24 protein-coding genes are annotated in these 21,294 nt (G+C 36.8%); 10 read left to right on the plus strand and 14 right to left on the minus strand.

All coding sequences use genetic code 11. The annotated features are described in order from the left end of the window. Nucleotides 1–63: 63 nt before the first annotated feature. The 5 genes from M014_RS0112700 to M014_RS0112720 form a co-directional block, all read right to left on the minus strand. Nucleotides 64–1,005, minus strand: a complete 942-nt coding sequence (locus tag M014_RS0112700; RefSeq protein ID WP_026592073.1) for an ABC transporter substrate-binding protein — start codon at nucleotides 1,003–1,005, stop codon at nucleotides 64–66. A gap of 200 nt (nucleotides 1,006–1,205) precedes the next feature. Further along, on the minus strand, nucleotides 1,206–2,018 hold the full coding sequence (locus tag M014_RS0112705) for an ABC transporter ATP-binding protein (RefSeq protein ID WP_026592074.1): 813 nt from the start codon (nucleotides 2,016–2,018) through the stop codon (nucleotides 1,206–1,208). A gap of 15 nt (nucleotides 2,019–2,033) precedes the next feature. Continuing rightward, nucleotides 2,034–3,050: a FecCD family ABC transporter permease gene (locus M014_RS0112710; RefSeq protein ID WP_026592075.1), complete on the minus strand. Its 1,017-nt coding sequence runs from the start codon at nucleotides 3,048–3,050 to the stop codon at nucleotides 2,034–2,036. After that, nucleotides 3,047–4,102: a FecCD family ABC transporter permease gene (locus M014_RS0112715; RefSeq protein ID WP_026592076.1), complete on the minus strand. Its 1,056-nt coding sequence runs from the start codon at nucleotides 4,100–4,102 to the stop codon at nucleotides 3,047–3,049. The genes M014_RS0112710 and M014_RS0112715 overlap by 4 nt, the downstream gene beginning before the upstream one ends. A 309-nt stretch (nucleotides 4,103–4,411) precedes the next feature. Then, nucleotides 4,412–4,636, minus strand: a complete 225-nt coding sequence (locus tag M014_RS0112720; protein ID WP_017153617.1) for a DUF1450 domain-containing protein — start codon at nucleotides 4,634–4,636, stop codon at nucleotides 4,412–4,414. A gap of 289 nt (nucleotides 4,637–4,925) precedes the next feature. On the opposite strand from M014_RS0112720, the gene M014_RS0112725 reads away from it, so the two are divergent. Beyond that, nucleotides 4,926–5,594 carry an RsfA family transcriptional regulator gene (locus M014_RS0112725; protein WP_026592077.1) on the plus strand — a complete coding sequence of 223 codons (669 nt, stop codon included), beginning with the start codon at nucleotides 4,926–4,928 and terminating at the stop codon, nucleotides 5,592–5,594. Between the two features lie 75 nt (nucleotides 5,595–5,669). Further along, a complete protein-coding gene (locus M014_RS0112730) occupies nucleotides 5,670–6,515 on the plus strand; it encodes a lipoate--protein ligase family protein (protein ID WP_026592078.1) in 846 nt (281 codons plus the stop codon). A gap of 33 nt (nucleotides 6,516–6,548) precedes the next feature. On the opposite strand, the gene pta is transcribed toward M014_RS0112730, so the two are convergent. Further along, complete coding sequence (gene pta / locus M014_RS0112735; protein ID WP_026592079.1) at nucleotides 6,549–7,520, minus strand: phosphate acetyltransferase; 972 nt, start codon at nucleotides 7,518–7,520, stop codon at nucleotides 6,549–6,551. Nucleotides 7,521–7,889: 369 nt separating this feature from the next. Between pta and hemQ the strand changes: the two genes are divergently transcribed. The 4 genes from hemQ to gerQ all read left to right on the plus strand — a co-directional run bounded on the left by hemQ (nucleotide 7,890) and on the right by gerQ (nucleotide 11,181). Beyond that, nucleotides 7,890–8,633, plus strand: a complete 744-nt coding sequence (gene hemQ / locus M014_RS0112740) for a hydrogen peroxide-dependent heme synthase (RefSeq protein ID WP_026592080.1) — start codon at nucleotides 7,890–7,892, stop codon at nucleotides 8,631–8,633. 193 nt (nucleotides 8,634–8,826) lie between these two features. Further along, a complete protein-coding gene (locus M014_RS0112745; RefSeq protein WP_026592081.1) occupies nucleotides 8,827–10,104 on the plus strand; it encodes a serine hydrolase in 1,278 nt (425 codons plus the stop codon). A 195-nt stretch (nucleotides 10,105–10,299) separates the two neighbouring features. Then, the gene (locus M014_RS0112750; protein ID WP_026592082.1) at nucleotides 10,300–10,722 is read left to right on the plus strand and encodes a cell wall hydrolase; all 423 of its coding nucleotides are present in this window, start codon (nucleotides 10,300–10,302) and stop codon (nucleotides 10,720–10,722) included. A gap of 27 nt (nucleotides 10,723–10,749) precedes the next feature. Further along, nucleotides 10,750–11,181 carry a spore coat protein GerQ gene (gene gerQ / locus M014_RS0112755; protein ID WP_026592083.1) on the plus strand — a complete coding sequence of 144 codons (432 nt, stop codon included), beginning with the start codon at nucleotides 10,750–10,752 and terminating at the stop codon, nucleotides 11,179–11,181. Between the two features lie 36 nt (nucleotides 11,182–11,217). Here gerQ and M014_RS0112760 read toward each other — a convergent pair whose 3' ends face one another. From M014_RS0112760 to M014_RS0112770, 3 genes are all read right to left on the minus strand, one after another. Further along, a complete protein-coding gene (locus M014_RS0112760; RefSeq protein ID WP_026592084.1) occupies nucleotides 11,218–11,586 on the minus strand; it encodes a DUF423 domain-containing protein in 369 nt (122 codons plus the stop codon). A gap of 62 nt (nucleotides 11,587–11,648) precedes the next feature. Beyond that, nucleotides 11,649–11,942: a YwdI family protein gene (locus tag M014_RS0112765; protein ID WP_026592085.1), complete on the minus strand. Its 294-nt coding sequence runs from the start codon at nucleotides 11,940–11,942 to the stop codon at nucleotides 11,649–11,651. Nucleotides 11,943–11,948: 6 nt separating this feature from the next. Beyond that, nucleotides 11,949–12,941 (minus strand): potassium channel family protein, encoded by a 993-nt coding sequence (locus M014_RS0112770; protein ID WP_026592086.1) that lies wholly within the window; start codon nucleotides 12,939–12,941, stop codon nucleotides 11,949–11,951. 95 nt (nucleotides 12,942–13,036) lie between these two features. Between M014_RS0112770 and M014_RS0112775 the strand changes: the two genes are divergently transcribed. The 3 genes from M014_RS0112775 to M014_RS0112785 all read left to right on the plus strand — a co-directional run bounded on the left by M014_RS0112775 (nucleotide 13,037) and on the right by M014_RS0112785 (nucleotide 15,858). Further along, nucleotides 13,037–14,320, plus strand: coding sequence for a purine/pyrimidine permease (locus M014_RS0112775; RefSeq protein ID WP_026592087.1), 1,284 nt, complete (start codon nucleotides 13,037–13,039; stop codon nucleotides 14,318–14,320). Between the two features lie 209 nt (nucleotides 14,321–14,529). After that, nucleotides 14,530–15,351, plus strand: coding sequence for a Cof-type HAD-IIB family hydrolase (locus M014_RS0112780; protein ID WP_026592088.1), 822 nt, complete (start codon nucleotides 14,530–14,532; stop codon nucleotides 15,349–15,351). Between the two features lie 213 nt (nucleotides 15,352–15,564). After that, nucleotides 15,565–15,858, plus strand: coding sequence for a DUF3817 domain-containing protein (locus M014_RS0112785; RefSeq protein ID WP_026592089.1), 294 nt, complete (start codon nucleotides 15,565–15,567; stop codon nucleotides 15,856–15,858). A 40-nt stretch (nucleotides 15,859–15,898) separates the two neighbouring features. On the opposite strand, the gene M014_RS0112790 is transcribed toward M014_RS0112785, so the two are convergent. From M014_RS0112790 to M014_RS0112810, 5 genes are all read right to left on the minus strand, one after another. Next, on the minus strand, nucleotides 15,899–16,576 hold the full coding sequence (locus M014_RS0112790; RefSeq protein WP_026592090.1) for a uracil-DNA glycosylase: 678 nt from the start codon (nucleotides 16,574–16,576) through the stop codon (nucleotides 15,899–15,901). Nucleotides 16,577–16,595: 19 nt separating this feature from the next. Beyond that, on the minus strand, nucleotides 16,596–17,588 hold the full coding sequence (locus tag M014_RS0112795) for an ABC transporter permease subunit (RefSeq protein ID WP_026592091.1): 993 nt from the start codon (nucleotides 17,586–17,588) through the stop codon (nucleotides 16,596–16,598). Next, nucleotides 17,581–18,498 carry an ABC transporter ATP-binding protein gene (locus tag M014_RS0112800; protein WP_026592092.1) on the minus strand — a complete coding sequence of 306 codons (918 nt, stop codon included), beginning with the start codon at nucleotides 18,496–18,498 and terminating at the stop codon, nucleotides 17,581–17,583. Before M014_RS0112800 ends, M014_RS0112795 begins: the two co-directional genes overlap by 8 nt. Beyond that, nucleotides 18,495–19,307, minus strand: a complete 813-nt coding sequence (locus M014_RS0112805) for an SGNH/GDSL hydrolase family protein (RefSeq protein ID WP_026592093.1) — start codon at nucleotides 19,305–19,307, stop codon at nucleotides 18,495–18,497. Before M014_RS0112805 ends, M014_RS0112800 begins: the two co-directional genes overlap by 4 nt. Nucleotides 19,308–19,572: 265 nt before the next feature. Further along, nucleotides 19,573–20,550 (minus strand): LacI family DNA-binding transcriptional regulator, encoded by a 978-nt coding sequence (locus tag M014_RS0112810; protein WP_026592094.1) that lies wholly within the window; start codon nucleotides 20,548–20,550, stop codon nucleotides 19,573–19,575. Nucleotides 20,551–20,672: 122 nt separating this feature from the next. Here M014_RS0112810 and M014_RS0112815 point away from each other — a divergent pair, with 122 nt between their 5' ends. Then, nucleotides 20,673–21,287 carry a YczE/YyaS/YitT family protein gene (locus M014_RS0112815; protein ID WP_026592095.1) on the plus strand — a complete coding sequence of 205 codons (615 nt, stop codon included), beginning with the start codon at nucleotides 20,673–20,675 and terminating at the stop codon, nucleotides 21,285–21,287. The last annotated feature ends 7 nt before the right edge of the window (nucleotides 21,288–21,294 follow it).

Below are 21,294 nucleotides of genomic sequence, written 5' to 3' on the forward strand. Positions count from 1 at the left end.
TAAATTTGCTGTTATATAAAGAAAAATCACCTTCGTAAAAGCAAAAGTGATTTTCTTTATATATTATTTTCCTAAAACAAACTCAGCAACTTCGTCTAGGATCATTTCTTTACCAAGTGGGAAGTACCCTTTGTTTAGGTCTTCATTCTTAATTGTGAATACGTGGTTGTTCTTAACAGCATTCATGTTTTTCCAAATTGTTTCTTCTTGGAATTCTTTTAAGCGCTGAGAACCATCGCCAGTTGTGAATACGAATAAGTAGTCTGGATTGTAATCAATTAGCGCTTCTTTTTGTACTTGTACGAGCGGCTTATCAGTTGGTGTACCTTTAACTGCTGGTAATTTTAAATCTTTAAAGAGTACACTACCGTAACCGTAGTCACCGTATACGCGGAATGCATTTGGATATGCAGCCATCTTCATGAATGTCGCATCGCCAGTTTTTGCAACGATTTTATCGTGTAATCCGCTTGCTTTATCATCATATTTCTTAAACCATGCAGTTGTTTCTTTTTCTTTACCGAAGATTTTACCTAACTCTTCAAACTTTGGACGCCATTGATCTAATGGAGTTTTTAGCATAACTGTTGGTGCAATTTTAGATAATTGATCATAAATTTTCTCTTGACGATCGTTCACAAGAATTAAATCAGGTTTTGCGGCAGCTACTGCTTCGATATTAATTTTATCTCCCCAAGCAGAACCAACTGGTTTTACACCTTTTAATTGATCTGCAATATGTGCATCAATTTTTTCCTGAGATGTATTCGCTGTAATAATAGGTTTCATACCAAAGATTAACAATTCTTCTGTTGAACCACTAAGGTCAGCAATTTTCTTTGGATTTGCAGGAATTTTAATTTCCCCTTTTGCATGTTGTACAGTGCGCTCTTCAACCTTCGCATCTGCTTTCTTTTCTTCTTTCTTATCAGAGGAACAAGCTGCAAATAGTACAGAAGTAACTACTAGTACCATTGCTAGAAATGCCACTTTGAATTTCTTCATATTTCCACTCCTTCTGGATGTATTTCTCTTATAAGTTACATATAACTATAAGAAACCATATACAACTATTAATTAATATATTCTTATTAAACATTGTTTGTAACCCGTTCTAACGGGCGTTCAACTTCCCACCTTGAATGAGAAGCTCAACGTCCATTAGAATCCCTCCCCTCTATTAAAATAAGAGGGGAAGATTCCGTCTATGCTTTCTTACGTAACTGATTATTAACCATCATTAAGTCGTATGTTAAACAAATCGGCTTACAGTTTACAGGACATGGGACGATTTGCGCTTCAATTTCAAACACATTACGAAGTGTCTCACTTGTCATTACTTCATCTGGCGTTCCTTGTTTCATTAACTTACCAGCCTTGAGTGCAATCATATGATCTGAAAAACGAGATGCATGATTTAAATCATGAATAACCATAACAATCGTTCTGCCTTCTTCTTGATTTAATTTTTTCAATAAATTTAGTACTTCAAGTTGGTGAGCCATATCCAAGTATGTTGTTGGTTCGTCTAGTACGAGTAAATCCGTACCTTGCGCAAGAGCCATTGCAATCCAAACGCGTTGACGTTGACCACCTGATAAAGCTTCTGCTGGACGATTCGCAAATTCTGTCATTCCTGTCACTTCAAGCGCCCAGTGAATGTAACGGTAATCCTCTTCCTTCAATGTGCCAAATCCCTTTTGATGAGGAAAGCGGCCGTAAGAAACAAGTTCAAACACAGTAAGACCAGTTGGCACTTCTGCAGTTTGTGGCAAAATCGCCATTTTCTTTGCGATTTCTTTTGTTGGCTGTTTTTCGATTGCTTTTCCATCTAGGTAAACAGTACCTCGCTTTGCTTTCAAAATACGAGAAGCTGTTTTTAACAATGTGGATTTCCCGCACCCATTTGGTCCAATAATTGTTGTAATTTTCCCTTCTGGAATTTCCACTGATAATCCATCAATAATTAATCCTTCATTATAGCCAACAGATACCGAATCAACCGCTAAAGTTGCCATACAAAAAGCCTCCCTTTATTTTGTTCTCATAAGTAAATAAATGAAATATGGTGCACCAATTACAGAAATAACAAGACCGACTGGTATTTCTGATGTTGTTAATACGCTTCGTGAAATGAGATCTGCAAATAACAACAGGAATGTTCCAATTAATGCCGCTGTCGGCAACATAATTTGGTGCTTTCCACCAACGAGGCGCCTTGCTAAATGCGGTGCCATTAAACCGATAAAACCAATTCCACCCGCAACAGCAACGGATGCCCCGGCTAAACAAACAGCGATAAATAATAATTTACGTCTTTCTTTCTCGACATCTACACCAAGCCCAACCGCCGCTACATCTCCTAGGTTCATTACATTTAATACGTGTGCTTTACGAATCGCAATTGGTAAAAAGATAAGCATCCATGGAAGTACGCTTAATACGAATTTCCAGTCTGTTCCCCATAAGCTTCCCGCTAACCAAATCGTTGCAAAACGGAAATCATTCGACGTCATTTTCATTGAAAAAATTAAGCTAACTGCACTAAAACCAGCTGCTACTGCGATACCAACAAGTATTAAACGGGTTGATGAAACGCCGTCCTTCCATGCTAATACATAAATAATGACTGCCGCTACTATTGCACCCACTAATGCGAAAAATGGCAGAATGAATACAGACAACAGAGTACCGGTCCCTACTTTTCCAAAAAAGAAATATACGAAAACGACAACTGTCAATCCCGCTCCGGCATTAATACCGATAATTCCAGGATCAGCAAGTGGATTTCGTGATAATCCTTGCATAATTGCACCTGACATAGCTAATGCTGAACCAACTAATATAGCAATAACCATACGCGGCATACGAAACTCGAATAAAATGACTGACTGATCTTCCGCACCAAGTCCAACCAATGATTTTAATACATCTATTGGCGGAATTTTAAACGTTCCTGTATTTAAACTAATAAGAAATACTGAAATAATTAAACAAGATAAAATTGTTAAAATTGAAATGTTCTTTTTTGTTAAGACGGTTGTCTTCACATTTTTCCTCTCCCTTCATTACGCGCTAAGTAGAGGAAGAATGGCACCCCAATTAGTGCTGTAATCGCCCCAATTGGTGTTTCAAACGGCGGATTAATAATACGAGATAACATATCCGCACATTCAATTAACAATCCGCCTAATACAGCAGAACATGGAATAACCCATCTATAATCTGAACCGACAAGAAAACGTGTCATATGAGGGATTACAAGCCCAACAAATCCAACAGACCCTGCCATAGATACTGCTGAACCCGTTAACACAAGAACAAGCACAGTTCCGATAAATTTAATTAATGTTGTATTTTGTCCAAGCCCAATCGCAATTTCTTCACCGAAACTTAAAATTGTAATATATCTCGACATCATAATCGCGATAATGAGACAAACAAGTCCAATTGGCAGTAGCATACCGATACTCTGCCATTTCACACCAGCAACGCCGCCTGCATTCCACATGCTTACTTCTTGAGCAAGATTGAAATACAACGCAATTCCAGATGAAATAGCCCCAAGTAATGCACTAATCGCCGCTCCGGCTAACGCTAACTTAACAGGTGTTAGTCCACCTGGTGAAGAAGCGCCAATTCCGTATACAATGCTTGCACCAAATGCCGCTCCAACAAAAGAAGCGATAACAAACATTAAATACGGTGAATTAGGAAAAAATGCATACATAATTGCAATTCCAAATACTGCTCCATCAGTAATCCCCATTAATGATGGCGATGCGAGTGGATTTCGTGTCATTCCTTGCATAATTGCACCTGATACAGCTAAAAAGGCACCAGCAACAACACCACCAATTGCTCTAGGCATGCGCAACTCCCAGATTACATTATGATGCGTCAAAGAACCATCAAACTGAAAGACAGCTTGCCATACAGTTTTCAAACTAATATCCGCTGCACCAAATGAAATTGAGGTTGCCATGCTTAAAGCTAACAAAATTGTTCCTGCTATTAAAATAATAGAAGCAATAAGCGGTCTGCTCTTAATCTCTTTCACATTTGCTTCTTGTTGCTCAAAATTCCTCGCGCTTGCTTCCATCCCTCAACCACCCTAACCAACAACATATATTTAAGAAAATGAAATTCATTCTCAAGAAACAACAAAAAAAGAAAATCGGGTTACCTACCTATTCTGATAATGATTCTCATAATCACACTTTCTATTCTACCTACCGTTATAAAAAGCTGTCAACCATTATTTTGCAATATAAAACTAATGTAATTAATATCAAACCAATACCATACTATGAAATTTATTCATTCATACATGTTTATTTCATTTCGTTATCCCAAAATAATTTTTAATTTTAACAATAAAAAAAGAAGAGTAAAATATTCACTCTTCTTCTTACTTATTTAATTTCGCCTCAATTTTCTTAATCAATTCATCTTCATTTGGTGCTGCAACTGGACGATTATTCACAAAAGCGAATGATTTTTTACGACCTGGTCCACAATAAGATTGACATCCAACCTCAATATTGGCACATGAATCTACTTTTTTGAGCTTTGGTATCAAGGTCTTAATGTTCGTCGCCTGACAATCATCACACACACGAAATTCGTTTCCCATTTGATATAACACTTCCTCTATTTTAAACTTTTCACAAGTACATTTAACAATAAACACTAAATGGTATTTTACCGTTCTTTGGGGCTTGATGCAAGTTTTCTCCTATGATTTCCCACAATAGAAAGCCTTACTTCCTCCTTCATTTTTCCCTTTATGAACGCCCTTCATTCGTACACCCATTTCTTACTTCCATCGAAATCTACCATATTTTTAAAAGCTTTGTATAAAAGCATTTTCTTTTGTCCATTATAAAAATAGGAAGTTTATAAAAAGAAAGGGAGTTGAATCTATGAAAGTAAGACAAGATGCTTGGACAGACGAAGATGATTTATTACTTGCTGAAACCGTACTGCGTCATGTTCGAGAAGGAAGCACACAATTAAATGCCTTTGAAGAAGTTGGAGATCAGCTAAATCGCACCTCAGCTGCTTGTGGTTTTCGTTGGAATGCAGTTGTGCGTTATAGCTATGAACAAGCTCTGCAACTAGCAAAAAGACATCGAAAAGATAAAATGCGTGCTGCTAGTGGTGAACAGGCCAAAAAACGCCTTCTTTATACACCACCAGCTTCAGCAGCCATTCCTACCCATGATGAGGAACCTGCTATACAAACGGCTACTCCATATCCAGAGCAAACTGTTTCTAAAACTTCTATTACAATGCAAGATGTCATTTACTTTTTACAAACAGTTGGGTCTTCAAACATGAAAGTAACAGCGCTTGAAAACGAGAATACGAGATTAAAACAAGAAATAAAAGCACAAATACTTCGCAACGAAGAATTAGAAAAGAAACTAGAAAAACTAGAGCAACAATCTAATACAGTACAAGAAGATTACGAAACGCTTATGAACATTATGAACCGTGCTCGTAAATTAGCATTAATGGACGATGAAGAGCCCACACCAACCTCGTTTCGCATGGATCGAAACGGCAATTTAGAAAAAATTGCAGAATAAAAAGGATGCGCTAACCGCATCCTTTTTATTTTGTTATAATAAAGATTGTCATTTTATAAATAAGGGGTTAGTTATATGGGCAATTCCCGTTCGATTTTATCTCAACCAGAGTGGCGTATTGTGGATCAGTCTAGTTTAGGACCTACCTTCCATGCACTTCAATCATTCGCTATGGACGATACATTGTGCACAGCAATTGGAAATGGTACATCTGCTTCGACAATGCGCTCTTGGGTTCATCACAATACAATTGTTCTTGGTATTCAAGATTCTCGGCTTCCTCATTTACAGGAAGGGATCTCTTTTTTAAAACAGAAGGATTTCAATGTCATTGTTCGTAATTCAGGTGGTCTTGCAGTCGTACTTGATGAAGGGGTTTTAAATGTATCGCTTCTATTTCAAGAAACGGAAAAAGGAATTGATATCGACCTTGGATACGATACAATGTGGCATTTAATTAAAGAAATGTTAAAAGATTACGATGTTGATATCGAGGCAAAAGAAATTGTTGGCTCTTATTGTCCCGGCAGCTATGATTTAAGCATTCATGATCAAAAATTCGCAGGTATTTCACAGCGCCGCATTCGTGGAGGTGTAGCTGTACAAATTTACTTATGCGCTACAGGAAGCGGTTCTGAACGTGCGGCACTTGTTCGGGATTTTTACAACTTAGCAATTCAAGGAGAAGAAACAAGATTCACGTATCCTGAAATTGTACCGAGTACAATGGCTTCTTTATCTGAACTACTTGGCGAAACAATTACAGTTCAAGATTTAATGATGCGTTTATTCAAAACATTGCAACATTTCGCACCCAAATTAACACCATCGCAATTAGCAGTAGATGAAATTCCTTTATACGAAATGAATTTACAACGTATCATTGATCGTAACAATAAAGCACTTGGTCTTGAAAAGTAAGAAAAGCCCCGCTATGATAGCGGGGCTTTTCAATCATAGTGCTTGAGCTGCTGTAATTAGAGCTAGCTTGTACACTTCTTCTTCGTTACATCCGCGAGATAAATCGTTTACCGGCATGTTTAAGCCTTGTAAGATTGGTCCCACTGCTTCGAAGTTACCTAAGCGTTGTGCAATTTTGTAACCGATATTACCAGCTTCTAAGCTTGGGAATACGAATACGTTAGCATCACCTTTAATAACAGAACCCGGTGCTTTTTTCTCAGCTACAGATGGTACGAACGCAGCGTCAAATTGGAACTCACCGTCTAATGTTAATTCAGGAGCCATTTCTTTTGCAATACGAGTTGCTTCTACAACTTTTTCTGTTTCTGGAGATTTCGCAGAACCTTTTGTAGAGAAGCTTAACATTGCAACACGTGGATCGATGCCAAATAACTCAGCAGTTTTCGCACTTTCAATACCAATTTCAGCTAAATCTTGGCTGTTTGGTGCAATGTTGATTGCGCAATCAGCGAATACATACTTCTCATCTTCACGTACCATGATGAATACGCCTGAAGTTTTTGTAACGCCTGGTTTTGTTTTAATAATTTGAAGTGCTGGACGAACTGTGTCAGCTGTAGAGTGAGCTGCACCACTTACTAAACCGTGTGCTTTGCCCATGTATACAAGCATTGTACCAAAGTAGTTTTCGTCTTTTAAGATTTCACGAGCAGCTTCTTCTGTTGCTTTACCTTTACGGCGTTCCACGAAAGATGCCACCATTGCATCCATTTCTTCGTATGTAGCTGGGTCGTAAATATCAACGCCTGCTAATGTTAAGTTCATACTAGCAGCTTTTGCGCTAATTTCTTCTTTATTACCAACTAAGATTGGTTTTACTAATTCTTCTTTTGCTAAACGCTCTGCAGCGCCTAAAATTCTTTCATCAGTTCCTTCAGGAAGTACGATCGAAATGCCTTTTCCTTGAACTTTTTCTTTTACTGTTGTAAATAAATTGCTCACGAATAAACCCTCCTACAAATGTTAAAAAACTCTATCTTTAAGAATACTTCTTTTCATCTATATTTTAAACTTATAGCGCCTAAAAAATAGGGAAAATAAAAATGATTATATTTTCGTAAAATTCAGCCTCGTCAAATTTCTATTTTGATGGAAAACCTTCCTTTTTAGATGGAACAGAGCATCCGTCTATGCATAGCAGTAATCAGGACTTTTTGCCCTATGCCAAGTGAAAACAAAATGGATTTATATACTCCGCTAGCTAGCATTATTAATTGTGACAATTTTATGCATCAAAGCTTTACATGGGTGACTTTAAAACTATATATGCTATAGTTAACGTGTAAAATATCATTAACTGAGGTGAAAGAAATGAGTGAAGCAGCAAAAACGTTAGATGGTTGGTATTGTTTACATGATTTACGCTCTATCGACTGGGCAGCATGGAAAACATTATCTAGTGATGAACGTGGACAAGCAATGTTTGAATTTTTAAACGTCATTGAGAAATGGAACAAAGTTGCGTCTGCAAAGCAAGGCAGCCATGCAATGTATACAGTTGTTGGTCAAAAAGCTGATATTATGTTTATGATTTTACGTCCAACAATGGAAGAGTTAAATGAAATTGAAACAGAATTAAATAAAACAACATTAGCTGAATATATGATTCCTGCATACTCTTACGTATCTGTTGTTGAACTAAGTAATTACCTTCCAGCTGATGAAGATCCATACCAAAACCCGCAAATCCTAGCACGCTTATACCCTGAATTACCAAAAGCAAATCATATTTGCTTCTATCCAATGGACAAGCGTCGTCAAGGTGATGATAACTGGTACATGCTTCCGATGGAAGAACGTAAAAAACTAATGTACAGCCACGGGAAAATTGGTCGTCAATATGCAGGAAAAGTGCGCCAAGTCATTACTGGTTCTGTTGGCTTCGATGATTACGAGTGGGGTGTAACACTATTTGCTGATGACATTCTTCAATTCAAAAAGCTTGTATATGAAATGCGCTTTGATGAAGTGAGTGCTCGCTATGGTGAATTCGGAACATTCTTCGTTGGTAACATCTTACCAAGTGAAAAAGTAGCAAAATTTTTATACGTATAATAAGAAAAAGGAACGAATTCCGTTCCTTTTTCTTATTCTCCAACAAAAACTCTTCAAAAACCCCTATTTTCACTAAATTTGCACAATATCAGACAAAAATCCTTCAAATTTCCCATTAAATCATAACATTGTTATATTAAAAATTATGATAAAATAATACGGGCTATATGCCAATAACGATGCGAAGGTGATAATGTATATGAGGAAAATTTCATCTATTTTACTAGTGTTTCTATTGTCGTTTTCTTCCTTAGGAGTAACAACCTCCCATGCAGAAGAGAAAATACACATAGAAGCTGCCGCTGCTATTCTTTTTGATGCAGATACAGGCAAAATACTGCACGAACAAAACCCCGATGAATTACTAGCTGTTGCTAGCATGTCAAAACTTATGGTTATTTACTCCGTTTTAGAAGCTATTAAAGAAGGAAAAATCACTTGGGATACAAAAGTAAACATCTCTGATTACGCTTATGAAATTTCCCGTAATAATGATTTCTCCAACGTTCCTTTCGAAAAAGGCCGACAATATACAGTTAAAGAATTGTATCATTCTATTGTTATCTTCTCTGCAAATGGATCTAGCATTGCGCTAGCTGAACTGCTTGCAGGAAGTGAAAAAAACTTCTTAAATCTTGCAAATGAACATGCAAAAAAACTAGGGTTAAAGAAATATAAATTTGTAAATGCTACTGGATTAAATAATGCTGATTTAAAAGGAAAACGTCCCGAAGGAACAGATCCGAATGGAGAGAATTCCTTATCAGCTCGTGACATGGGTATTCTATCAAAAACAATTATTACAAAGTATCCAGAAATGTTAGAAGATACAAAACAAAGATTTAGAAACTTCCCGGATAACCATCCAAAACCAATTCGCATGGAAAACTGGAACTGGATGCTACCAGGTGCCGCTTTTGCTTACGAAGGAACAGATGGTTTAAAGACAGGAAGTTCAGATACAGCCGGGTATGGGTTTACAATTACTGCAAAACGCAGTGACTTACGTCTTATCTCCGTTATTATTAAAACAAAATCAATGGATGAACGTTTTACAGAATCTCGTGCGTTAATTGATTATGGTTTTAATAACTTTGAAAAACAGAAATTAAAAATAGATAAAAACAATACAATTTCTGTTATAAAAGGAAAAGAAGATAATGTAACTGTGACACCTGAAAAAGAGATAACGGTAATCACAAAAAAAGGAAGTAAACCACCTTATCAAATTTCTACTGAGGCAGATAAGTCACTTGCCGAAGATGGAAAATTAGTTGCACCAATCAAAAAAGGTGAAAAAGTAGGTTCACTCATTTTAGAATCAACTGATCAACATGGATTTTTAGACGGAAACAAGAAAATGAAAATCACTGCAAAAACAACAGAGGAAGTAGAAAAAGCAAATTGGTTCGTTTTAACAATGCGATCAATCGGTGACTTCTTCTCAAATATGTGGTCAAAATTATTTTGATAATAAAAAGCTAGCATTGCTAGCTTTTTTTATTGCATTTCTCCCTCTAACACTAAAAATTACTCCCCCTAAAACTTTGTTTGGTTGTCATATCTGAGCCCTTTTCCTCATACGTATGAACTAGTAATTGTTCCACACTTCATCTAGAAATAAACCTCTTTCTCAAGTGCATTTCAAAAAGAGGGGTGAAACATAATGGGCGTTATCAACTATACAGAAGAACATGTAAAATTATTAGCTAGACTCATGCGTGCCGAAGCCGAAGGAGAAGGTCAACAAGGCATGTTGATGGTTGGAAACGTTGGTGTAAACCGCGTTCGAGGGAATTGTTTAGACTTTAAAAACATACGTAATTTACAACAAATGGTTTTTCAAAGTCCTGGTGGTTTTGAAGCAACTCAGAAAGGTTATTTTTATCAACGCGCACGTGAACAGGACATTGCCCTTGCAAGGCGTACAATTCAAGGACAACGTTTTTGGCCTGCAAATTTTGCTTTATGGTTCTTTAGGCCCGAAGGTGCTTGTCCACCAACTTGGTACAATCAACAAAATTCTGGACGATTTAAAAGACATTGCTTCTTTCAACCATCCGGTGAGGACTGTCCAGGGGTATATTGAGGAATGAAAATAAGGAGGGATTTTTGAATGGCACAGCAACAAAATCCATACTATGGAACAGGTTTCTATCAACCTTCAGGGGGATATATGCAACCTCAACAACAAATGACGCCGCAACAGCAAGCGGCGCAACAACAGGCAATGCAACAACAGGCCACACAAGCACAACTTGCAGCATCCCAAGGTATGCTCCCACTAGAGCAATCGTATATTGAAAACATCCTCCGCTTAAACAAAGGAAAACCTGCAACTATTGTTATGACATATGAGCGCGGTAGTTCACTTGGCACGCAATCTTATACAGGGATTATTGAAGCAGCTGGACGTGATCACATTGTCATCAGTGACCCGAAATCTGGAAAACGATACTTACTCCTTATGATTTACTTAGATTATGTAGAATTCCCTGGAGAAATTACGTATTTACCTAGCCAACCTGCAACTTATGCTCCAAGATAAAAACAAAAGCTGGCAAATGCCAGCTTTTGTTGTGTTTTATAAACCCTTTAAAACTGCAGTTCCTACTAAAATCCAACCAATAATAAAGGCTATCCCACCGAGAGGGGTAATCGGACCAAAAAACTTAATGCCTGTCGTACTTAATGCATACAAGCTTCCTGAGAACATAATAATTCCAGCCACCATAAACCAACCTGCTGTACTTAATAGGGAAGATTGGATCTTATCCATTAATAATGCAACAACGAATAAGCCCCCAGCATGAAACATTTGATATGTAACACCTGTTTTCCAAACCTCTAACATTTTTGCGGAAATCTTATTTTCTAAAAAATGTGCCCCGAGAGCGCCTAATGCTACAGATAGTCCAGCTGCAATACAACCTAATAAGAAGAAAATTTTCATTGGAATTCCCCTTTTTATCTTTATGATAAGAAATTTTCACATATAAGCCAACAATTTAGCCTTTAAAAATCAAATAAAGAATTACCGTTTGCATCAGCTTCTTTCATATATACAGGTTCTCCCGAAGAAATAGGTGCAACCTGCTGTTGAGCCATCGTCATCTGATGCGATGTTATAACTTGTGATTGTAGTTTTGGCTCCACATATGCAGAAGTTTCAACCTGTTCATCTAATAATAAATCACATAAAGCACGAACAACTAAAAGATGTTCTTTCGATTTCTGTCCTTCACTACTTTTTGCTTTCGCAATTTCATTTGCCATTTTATTTAAAATCTTATCGCTAGATACTTGCATTCCTTGTCACCTCGTACTTTGTAGTTCTTTCTCAAATTGTCCCAGCTTCTCTACTGGACCAAATACTATTATCATATCATGTTCTTGTAGTTTTTCCTGCCCTGTTGGATTATGAATAATATTTCCACCCCGTAAAATCGCTAAAATTGTAACATCAAATTGCTTTCTTACATTGCTTTCTATCAACGTTTTTCCAATTAAAAGAGACCTCTCACCAATTTCAACTTCTTCTATTGCAAAAGCCTGTTCAGTTCCATAAAGCACCGTATCAATGTAATGAACCGTTAATGGATTTGCGATTCCTTTTGCAATATGAATTCCAGCCATACTAGATGGATTAATCACTTTACTAGCACCAGCACGCCGTAATTTCCCTTCCGTTTCTGGTTTTTCAGCTCTAGCCACAATTTTAATCGTACTATTTAGCCCTCTCGCTGTTAATGTAATGAATACATTTTCAGCATCATTCGCAACAATTGCCACTAAACCAGCCGCTCTCGTAATCCCTGCCTGATGTAACACCTGTTCTTCAGTCGCATCACCATGCACATATAAAAGCTTTTCTTTCTCTAGTACAGATTCCTCTTTATCAACAACAACAAATGGGATCTTCTTTCCCTGTAATTCGCGTACAACTTGAAGTCCTACTCTACCACAACCACATACGATAACATGATCTTGTAACTCCGCTATTTGTTTGTCCATTTTCTTCCTCCGCACTGCATGAAATAAATTCCCCTCAATAATCATTGCTGCTACTACCCCAATTGCATATGTAACAATCCCTACCCCAACAGGAATAATAAGAAGCGCAAAGATCTTCCCTGCCTGTGTCAATGGAACTGCATCTCCATATCCAACCGTCAGTACTGTAATCATTGTCATCCAAAAAGCTTGGAATAAACTAATCTCTTCTATTATCATAAATCCAATTGTCCCAAGGATTACAACAAAACACATACATATAACTGCAATCCATAGTTGTCTTCTTGCATTCATATTCTTCTTCAACTCTTTTCTCTATCTACAACCTTTGCCATAGGAAACAAAATACGTATATACTAGAAACGGAATCTGTGAAAGAGGTTGATAAAATGAAAACATTTTTTTCTGCCCTGCAGTGGGCCTTATTTATCTTAGCTGGGAGCCTTATTGTACCAATTAGTGTCGCTGCCAGTTATGGACTTGAAGGTGCTGAGGCTATTGCTTTTGTACAGCGAACGTTATTTGTTCTTGGATTTGCTGGCCTCCTACAATCCATATTTGGTCATAGACTACCTATTCAGGAAGGACCCGCTGGTCTTTGGTGGGGAATTTTCTCACTTTACGCGAGTTTAGGTGTCGTATTATTTGGATCAAATAATGAAACACTCCGCGTCTTGCAATATGCATTTTTGTTAAGTGGTATTATCTGTATTATCCTTAGTGTTTTTGGACTTATCGATAAGCTTGTTCGTTATTTTACACCAACAGTTATTGGGACATATTTATTCCTTCTTGTTGCTCAGCTGAGTGGCTCCTTCTTAAAAGGAATGTTCGGTCTTGATGGACAACATACTGAAGTACAAGCAAACGTATTTATTCTTTCACTCATTGTTATTTTACTATCTTTTTTCATTATGAAGCTACCTATTATTGGACAATACTCCGTTCTTTTCAGCATTATCCTTGGTTGGACCTTATTTGCATGTTTCGGTTTATCCAACCCAATTACACCCGTGACGGATATCATTCATCTGCCATCTCTATTCGTTTTTGGACCACCCCGCATTGAATGGAATATGGCAATTACCGTTGTCTTTGTAACACTTTTACTTTTAACAAACATGTTAGCAAGCATTCGTGTTGTACAAAGGGTTGTCTCTAAATATGAAGAAGGTGCAATTCAAAATCGATTTAAACATGCCGGTATCATAACAGGAATAAATCAATTGCTAGGTGGTCTTTTCTCAGCAATTGGACCGGTCGCTATTTCAGGTTCAGCTGGGTTTATTGCAACGACGAATATTTATAAACGGCTACCTTTCATTTTAGGATCAAGTTTTATTATCATAATTAGCATATTTCCAAAGATTACTGCATTCTTTGCAGCTATTCCTGTCGCTGTTGGTTATGCTGCCATTTATCCTGTATTTGCAAGTATGATTGGTCTTGCCTTCCGGGAATATGATACTGTACAAAATAAAGAGCGATTATTCCGCGTCGCTGGGCTTTCACTCTTTACGGGCATTGGCGTTATGTTTGTCCCACCGCAAGCATTTTCGAGTCTCCCGCCATTTCTAGCATCCTTCTTAAGCAACGGTCTTGTACTTGGTTCTGTCATGGCTATTTTACTTGAAGTTTTATTTTCCCGTTCAAAGGAAGAACAACCATCGTAAATTGGAAAACTTCCATTATTGCACTCTACTTTCAGAGTTGTTACGATAGAATAGAATTATCATGGGCAATATGCCCATGATAATATATATTAACAATATGGTAATCCACTTCACCACCTTTAAAGAGGTTCGATGTCTTACTATTTTTCCTCATCATGTTACTAGAACTGATTTCTAGTAATACTTCAATAAAGAAAGGAATTTTCTATATGTCTTATAAAATGATTGTTTTAGATTTAGATGATACTTTATTACGTGATGACCATACGATTTCAGAACGTACAAAACAGGCCCTAATGACCGCTCAAGAACAAGGGGTAAAAGTTGTACTTGCTTCTGGCCGTCCGACATTTGGTATGCGCCATATTGCCAAGGAACTTCGTTTAGAAGAATACGGTAGCTTCATCCTATCATTTAACGGCGCAAAAATTATTAATTGCGAAACGGATGAAGAATTGTTCAGCAGTACACTATCTCCTGAAATCGTTCACAACTTATATGAAATTAGTAAAGAAGAAGATGTTTGGATTCATACGTACATGGGTGATGATATTGTAACGGAAGAAAATAATCCATATACAGAAATTGAAGGAAACCTTACAGGTATGCCAATTATTGAAGTAGACAATTTTATCACTGCTGTACAAGAACCTGTTGTAAAGGTATTAATGAACAAAGAGGCTGAACGTCTTGTAGAAGTAGAGAAGAAACTTCAAAAACAATTAGAAGGAAAACTAAGCGTAATGCGATCAAAACCATACTTCTTAGAATTCACAGAAGCTGGTGTAACAAAAGGCACAAGCCTAAATCAATTAATTCAAAAGCTTGGTATTAAGCGTGAAGAAGTAATCGCAATGGGTGATAGCTACAACGATCAAGCAATGATTGAGTTCGCTGGCCTTGGTGTTGCGATGGGAAATGCTCCAGATGATATTAAAGAAATTGCAAACTACGTAACAGACACAAACATGAATGACGGCGTTGCTAAAGTTGTAGAGAAATTTGTACTAAAAACAGAAGTTCTTGTTTAATATACATCCATTCACAAAACCCATTTGAAGTCAAATACTTCAAATGGGTTTTTATTAAAATATAAGTAGCTTTGTGAAGATATTTCGAACTTTGCAACATTACCGTAGTGTAAACTTTGTTTTCAGATATAATGGAACAAAATAGGTGATTTTATTTTGAAAAAGAATATAAATTTACTATATACAAGCACACATTTTTAAGGAGGCGATTTCATGTTATCTACACCAATCGGAAGATTAAGAGCAATTGGATTAGTCGAGGGGATTTCCTTTCTACTACTATTATTCGTAGCAATGCCGTTAAAATATTTCGCGGGGTTTGCAGCGGCCGTGAAAATCACAGGTATGGCTCACGGCGTTCTATTTATATTATTCATCTTTGCAGTGATTCAAGTAACAATTATACATCGTAAGTCTATCTCATGGGCTCTAGGTGCTTTGGTTGCATCTGTTATCCCATTTGGTACATTCGTACTAGATGCAAAATTAAAAAACGAACAACAATAAAAAAAGTAGCTAACATTTGAGATGTTAGCTACTTTTCTTTTTACAGATCCGGAATTTGCCAATCAATCCCCTTTTCGCCCATGCTAGATAAAAAGTTATTTACTTTTGAGAACGGCTTACTACCAAAGAAACCTCTTCTTGCTGATAAAGGACTTGGATGTACAGATTCAATAATATGATGATTTGAGTTTGTAATCAGTTTTTTCTTCGCTTGTGCATGTCGTCCCCATAATATAAAAATCACCGGTTTTTCACGTTCATTTAAAAGTTCAATAACACGATCTGTGAAATGCTCCCATCCTTTTCCTTTATGTGAGTTCGCTTCTCCTTGTCTGACAGTTAACACTGCGTTAAGTAACAACACACCTTGCTCTGCCCATTTCACTAAATAACCGTTATTCGGAATATCGCAACCAAGGTCTGCATGCAATTCTTTGTACATATTTTGCAATGATGGCGGTGTTCTTACACCTGGTTGTACAGAAAAGCTTAACCCGTGCGCCTGATTTGGTCCATGATATGGATCTTGTCCTAAAATGACAACCTTCGTATCCGCATAACTTGTATAGTGCAATGCATTAAAAATATCATTAGTATTCGGATATATTACATGGGTACTATACTCTTCTTTTAGAAACTGTCTTAGTTTTTGATAATATGGTTTCTCAAATTCTGGTGCAAGTAAAGACTCCCAATCATTCTTTAAAATATGTTCCATCTCTTCACTTCCTATTCACTTAATTGATCATATCTTGCTTCGTAAATACAACAAATGAAATAATCAGAGAAGCTACAGCCCAAACCGTTAAATTCATTAATGAAAAGCTCATCGATAGACCTTGCAATGCTGGTAACTTCCCTGATAAGTAATCTGTCAGTGATAAATTCACGCTAAAAATGTACTTTGCGCCTTCCCAAGACGTTGCAAATGAATTTAAGATACCACCTGCAATTAATGCTGCCAGCATGACCCCCATACCAGCTGGTGTATTACGAATTAATACAGAAACCATAAAAGATATTGTTCCCACAACAATTGCAACGAACCACGCTAATCCATATGCCATTAAAATATACTGCCACTGCGGAATAAGATGGACAAAATTTGTATTCAATGTTTCTTTATCAATACCAAATCCTGTCAAGATCGGTAAACTCCACCCGGCATATCCGAAAACAATACCTGATAATGCATAAGAAAAAATCCCCACCAAGAGCAATATAAGCGAGATAAATAATAACATCGTCACATATTTACTGAGAAGGATTTTAAGGCGTCGGATCGGACGCGTTAGAAGCATTTTCATTGTTCCTTCACTTCGTTCTCCCGATACAATGTCAATTGCAACAATCATTACAAGCAGCGGAATAAACAATGTAATTCCTTGTTCAATGAATGCCCGTACAAACGTTGGTGCTCCTGGTGCGGTCGGATTAATATCATGATCTAGATAATATTGTTGCTGCTCTACCCTTACCTTCAGCCAATCCCGCCATTCTTCTGGTAATCTAGAATTATTTAAACGATTTTGCGAATCAACAATTTGCTGCTGAAGTGCTACTTTCCAATCACTCGTACCAAGGCGCTTTTGCGTTGTCTGCACTTCACGGTACTGTGCATAAACAAACAAAGGAATTAAGATCGCCAATATGAGCACGACAACAAAAATACGTTTCTTTCGATAAATTTTTTCTGATTCATTTAAAACAAGGTTCGCAAATTCACGCATGTTGCTCACTCCTTGTGAGTTCAATAAATAAATCTTCTAGTGTAAATACAAGCTCCTTCACGCTATGTACATCTATTCCGCTTTCTACAAAGCGTTTATTCCAAACACTAATTGTTGCAATATCCATTCGGCATAATAAACGATCGTTATCTACACTAATTTCACTTACTTCCTTTGCTCCCTCTAATATGCTCTTCGCCTTTGAAATCGGAGTGACAATCCATTCCACACGATCGCTCGCAGTTTTAATCAACTCTTCAATAGGTGCAACTGTAATCACTTTTCCTTTATGAATAATAGCAACACGATCACATATCATTTGTACCTCACTTAGTAAGTGGCTCGAAATGAAAACACTCATATTTTCTTCTTTCACAAGCGTATGTATAAACTCTCTCAGTTCCCTTATACCAGCTGGATCTAGGCCATTCGTCGGTTCATCTAATATGAGGAGTCTCGGATTTCCAAGAAGGGCCTGAGCGATTCCAAGGCGTTGCTTCATACCAAGAGAATACGTTTTCACTTTATCGTGAATACGTTCGTCTAAATGGACCATCTTCGCAATTTCTAAAATACGTTTATCCGATATACCGCCCAGCATACGTGCAAATTGCTTTAAATTTTCCCATCCAGTTAAGTATGTATAAAGTTCTGGATTTTCAACGATACTCCCAATTTGTCGCATTGCTTCTCGAAAATTCTCTTTAATATTATACCCACCAATAGTAATCGTACCTTCAGTCGCTTTAATAAGACCAACTAACATCCGAATTGTTGTTGTTTTCCCTGCCCCATTTGGACCTAAAAATCCAAACACTTCTCCTTGGTTCACATCAAACGATATGTTCTCTACAAGCGTCTTTTTCCCAATTACCTTTTTTACATCCCGCACCGAAAGTATTATCGTCATTTCGCCTCTCCTCCATCTAACTGCAGCTTATTTACAACATTTTGTAGTAAACGAGTTGCCATGTATGAGTATCCTGTTTCGTTTGGATGGAAATGATCTGAGTATAATAATTCTTTCCCTCGGTTTTGAAACAGATCAAACGTTGGCGTTATATATACATTTTTATTATCTATTGCTAATTTCTCTAAAGATGCATTCCAATCTACAACAATGGATGAAGAACCTTTTAAATCCTCTACATCCTCAAAAGGATTGTATAAACCGAGCCAGAAAATCGGGCTATCTGAATTTAGTTTTCGAATTTCGGCTAAAATTTGCTTCGCCTGATTTTGAAACGTTTGCGTATCAGGACGGTATGTCTCTATGTCTATCTTCTCAAGTGATTCCCAGCCTGGAAATAAATCATTTCCTCCAATAGTTAAAACAATTAAATCTGCCTGTTTAATGGAATACTGAGCACCGCTGCTTTCTATTTGTTTCAACAAATCCGGCATTTTTGCGCCACTAACAGCTAAATTCGTTAACGCAACTTTTTGTTTGTAATCATTCTGCAAACTTTCTTTCACTCGGCCCACATAGCCAATTCCTTCTTTATCTCCAACGCCGCGTGTTAAAGAATCGCCTAAACTGACAACTTGTAATGTTCCAGGATGTTTTTTCCCCTCTACTTGTTTTTGCTCTGTCTTCATAGTTAAATTTGAAGCTTTCGGATTTAATACATCATTAACCCCCGAAATAAAGCCATATGCAAATAAACAAAAAGATGCAATTGTAATGAGTAAAATTCCTTTTACTAATTTGGATCTCATGTCAAAACCCCTTTTAGCCTCGTAGATTGTCCATATTATACCAAACGCCCATTTGAAAAGCGATTTTCATCTCTTCTACATATATCCCTATTGATTTTCCGACATATAATTCGTGGCCATGAAAACAAAAGGAGATCTGCACTCTGTCTCTTTTTGTTTTCACTTGGCATGGGCTAAAAAAAGGCACTGACCACTTTTATGCATGATCTTATACTCTCTTCTTCCTAAAAAATTTCATGTCGTTTTTATTCTGTATCCATGTATATTATGTGGTTTCACGAAGAGTTAATTGCGGCAAAAGTTCAATGTTCTTCACATCTATTTTTTCATCCTCTATCTTCTCATATAACATTTCAAAAGCTTTCGTACCAACTGCTTTACTTGAGTGCGCAATTGTTGTAATTCCTAATATATCAGCCACCTCTTGATCATCGCATCCAATAATCGAAAGATCTTCAGGAATACGAATTCCATGTTTTTTCGCTTCCGTTACCATCCCTGCTGCGATTGGATTACAAGAAACGAGAAATGCAGTTGGTTTCACAGACATGTCGATCCACGCTCTTATCACTTCACGGCCATCCTCTACTGTAAAACGCTCTGAAAACTCCCATTCCTCTCGAGGCTTCATAGAAATCTTCTGTAATGCTTCACAATATGCTTGCTTTCGCTTTTGACTATTTACACTATTACTTCTGCCAATACAATATCCAATACGAGTATGTCCATTTCCTATTACATATTTCATTCCTTGTGAAAACACCTTATATTGATCGATGTGTACACTAGAAATAGACTGTGATTCTATTTCTTCGCAAGTCACAATCGGCCCAAACTTTGTATATTCTTCTATCGTTTTACAATCATTCATTCTCGAACATATAATTACACCATCAAGTTTCTTCATTTTTAACATATGTAAAGTTTCCAGTTCTTTTTTGGCACTATAGTTCGTCTGGCAGAGCATCATATTATAATTTTTTTTAGCCGTTTCTTTAGAAATCCCCTCAATAATTGCACTGTAATATTGATCATTTACATGCGGCAAAATAACCCCTATCACATTCGTCTTTCCTTTTACTAAATGAATCGCATTTACATTTTGAGTGTAATTTAGCTCTTCAATGATTGCTAAAATTTCCTGCCTCTTTTTATCACTTACATACGGATGATTATTTAATACGCGTGAAACCGTTGATACTGACACACCAGCAATTTCAGCAATCTTTTTTATATTTGTCATCTTATTTTCTTCCCCCTTCTCTCATTATCAATAAATCTTATCTAAAAATTTTCTATTGACCTGGTAAGCTTTCCACAATATATCCTTTCCTAGCAAACACGTTTAGAAAGGATTTGAAACATATGATACGCTTTAAACTAGACTATATATTTTTTATTGGTGGCTTACTCATTCTTTCTCTCGGAATCAATATGATGACAACCATCACTTCTTTTGGCCTTAGTCCTTATGATTCATTCTTTATTGCACTATATCAAAACTTCGGAATAAGTATTGGCTTTTGGATTTTTATGATTAACTTTGCTTTTACACTTATTGTGCTCTTTCTAAATAAAAAACATATTACAATTGGAACAATTGTTACTATGATTCTTATTTCTGTTTTTGTTGATTGGATTGGTTCTATTACTTTCATTATGGATTCAATTCGCTCTCTTCCAAAATATATAACACTTATATGCGGAAATCTATTTGTTGGCGCTGGAATTGGGATTTATGTATCAACACAGCTTTGTGCTGCACCACAGGAAGCATTCGTCTTAACCATGTCTGAAAAGAAAAAGTGGACATTTCGCAGAACAGAAATTTCATTAGCCTTAGTATTTTTGACACTCAGTTTCTTGTTAGATGGACCTATTTACTTTGGAACAATTATTCTTTCCTTTACAACAGGCTGGATTATTCAAGCGTTTATTCAAATTGGAACAAAAATTCTCCATATACAAAAAGCCTATTGAGCGAATA

The sequence above is a fragment of the Bacillus sp. UNC437CL72CviS29 genome (assembly GCF_000482345.1).
In the GTDB taxonomy this organism is placed as follows: Bacteria; Bacillota; Bacilli; order Bacillales; family Bacillaceae_G; genus Bacillus_A; species Bacillus_A arachidis.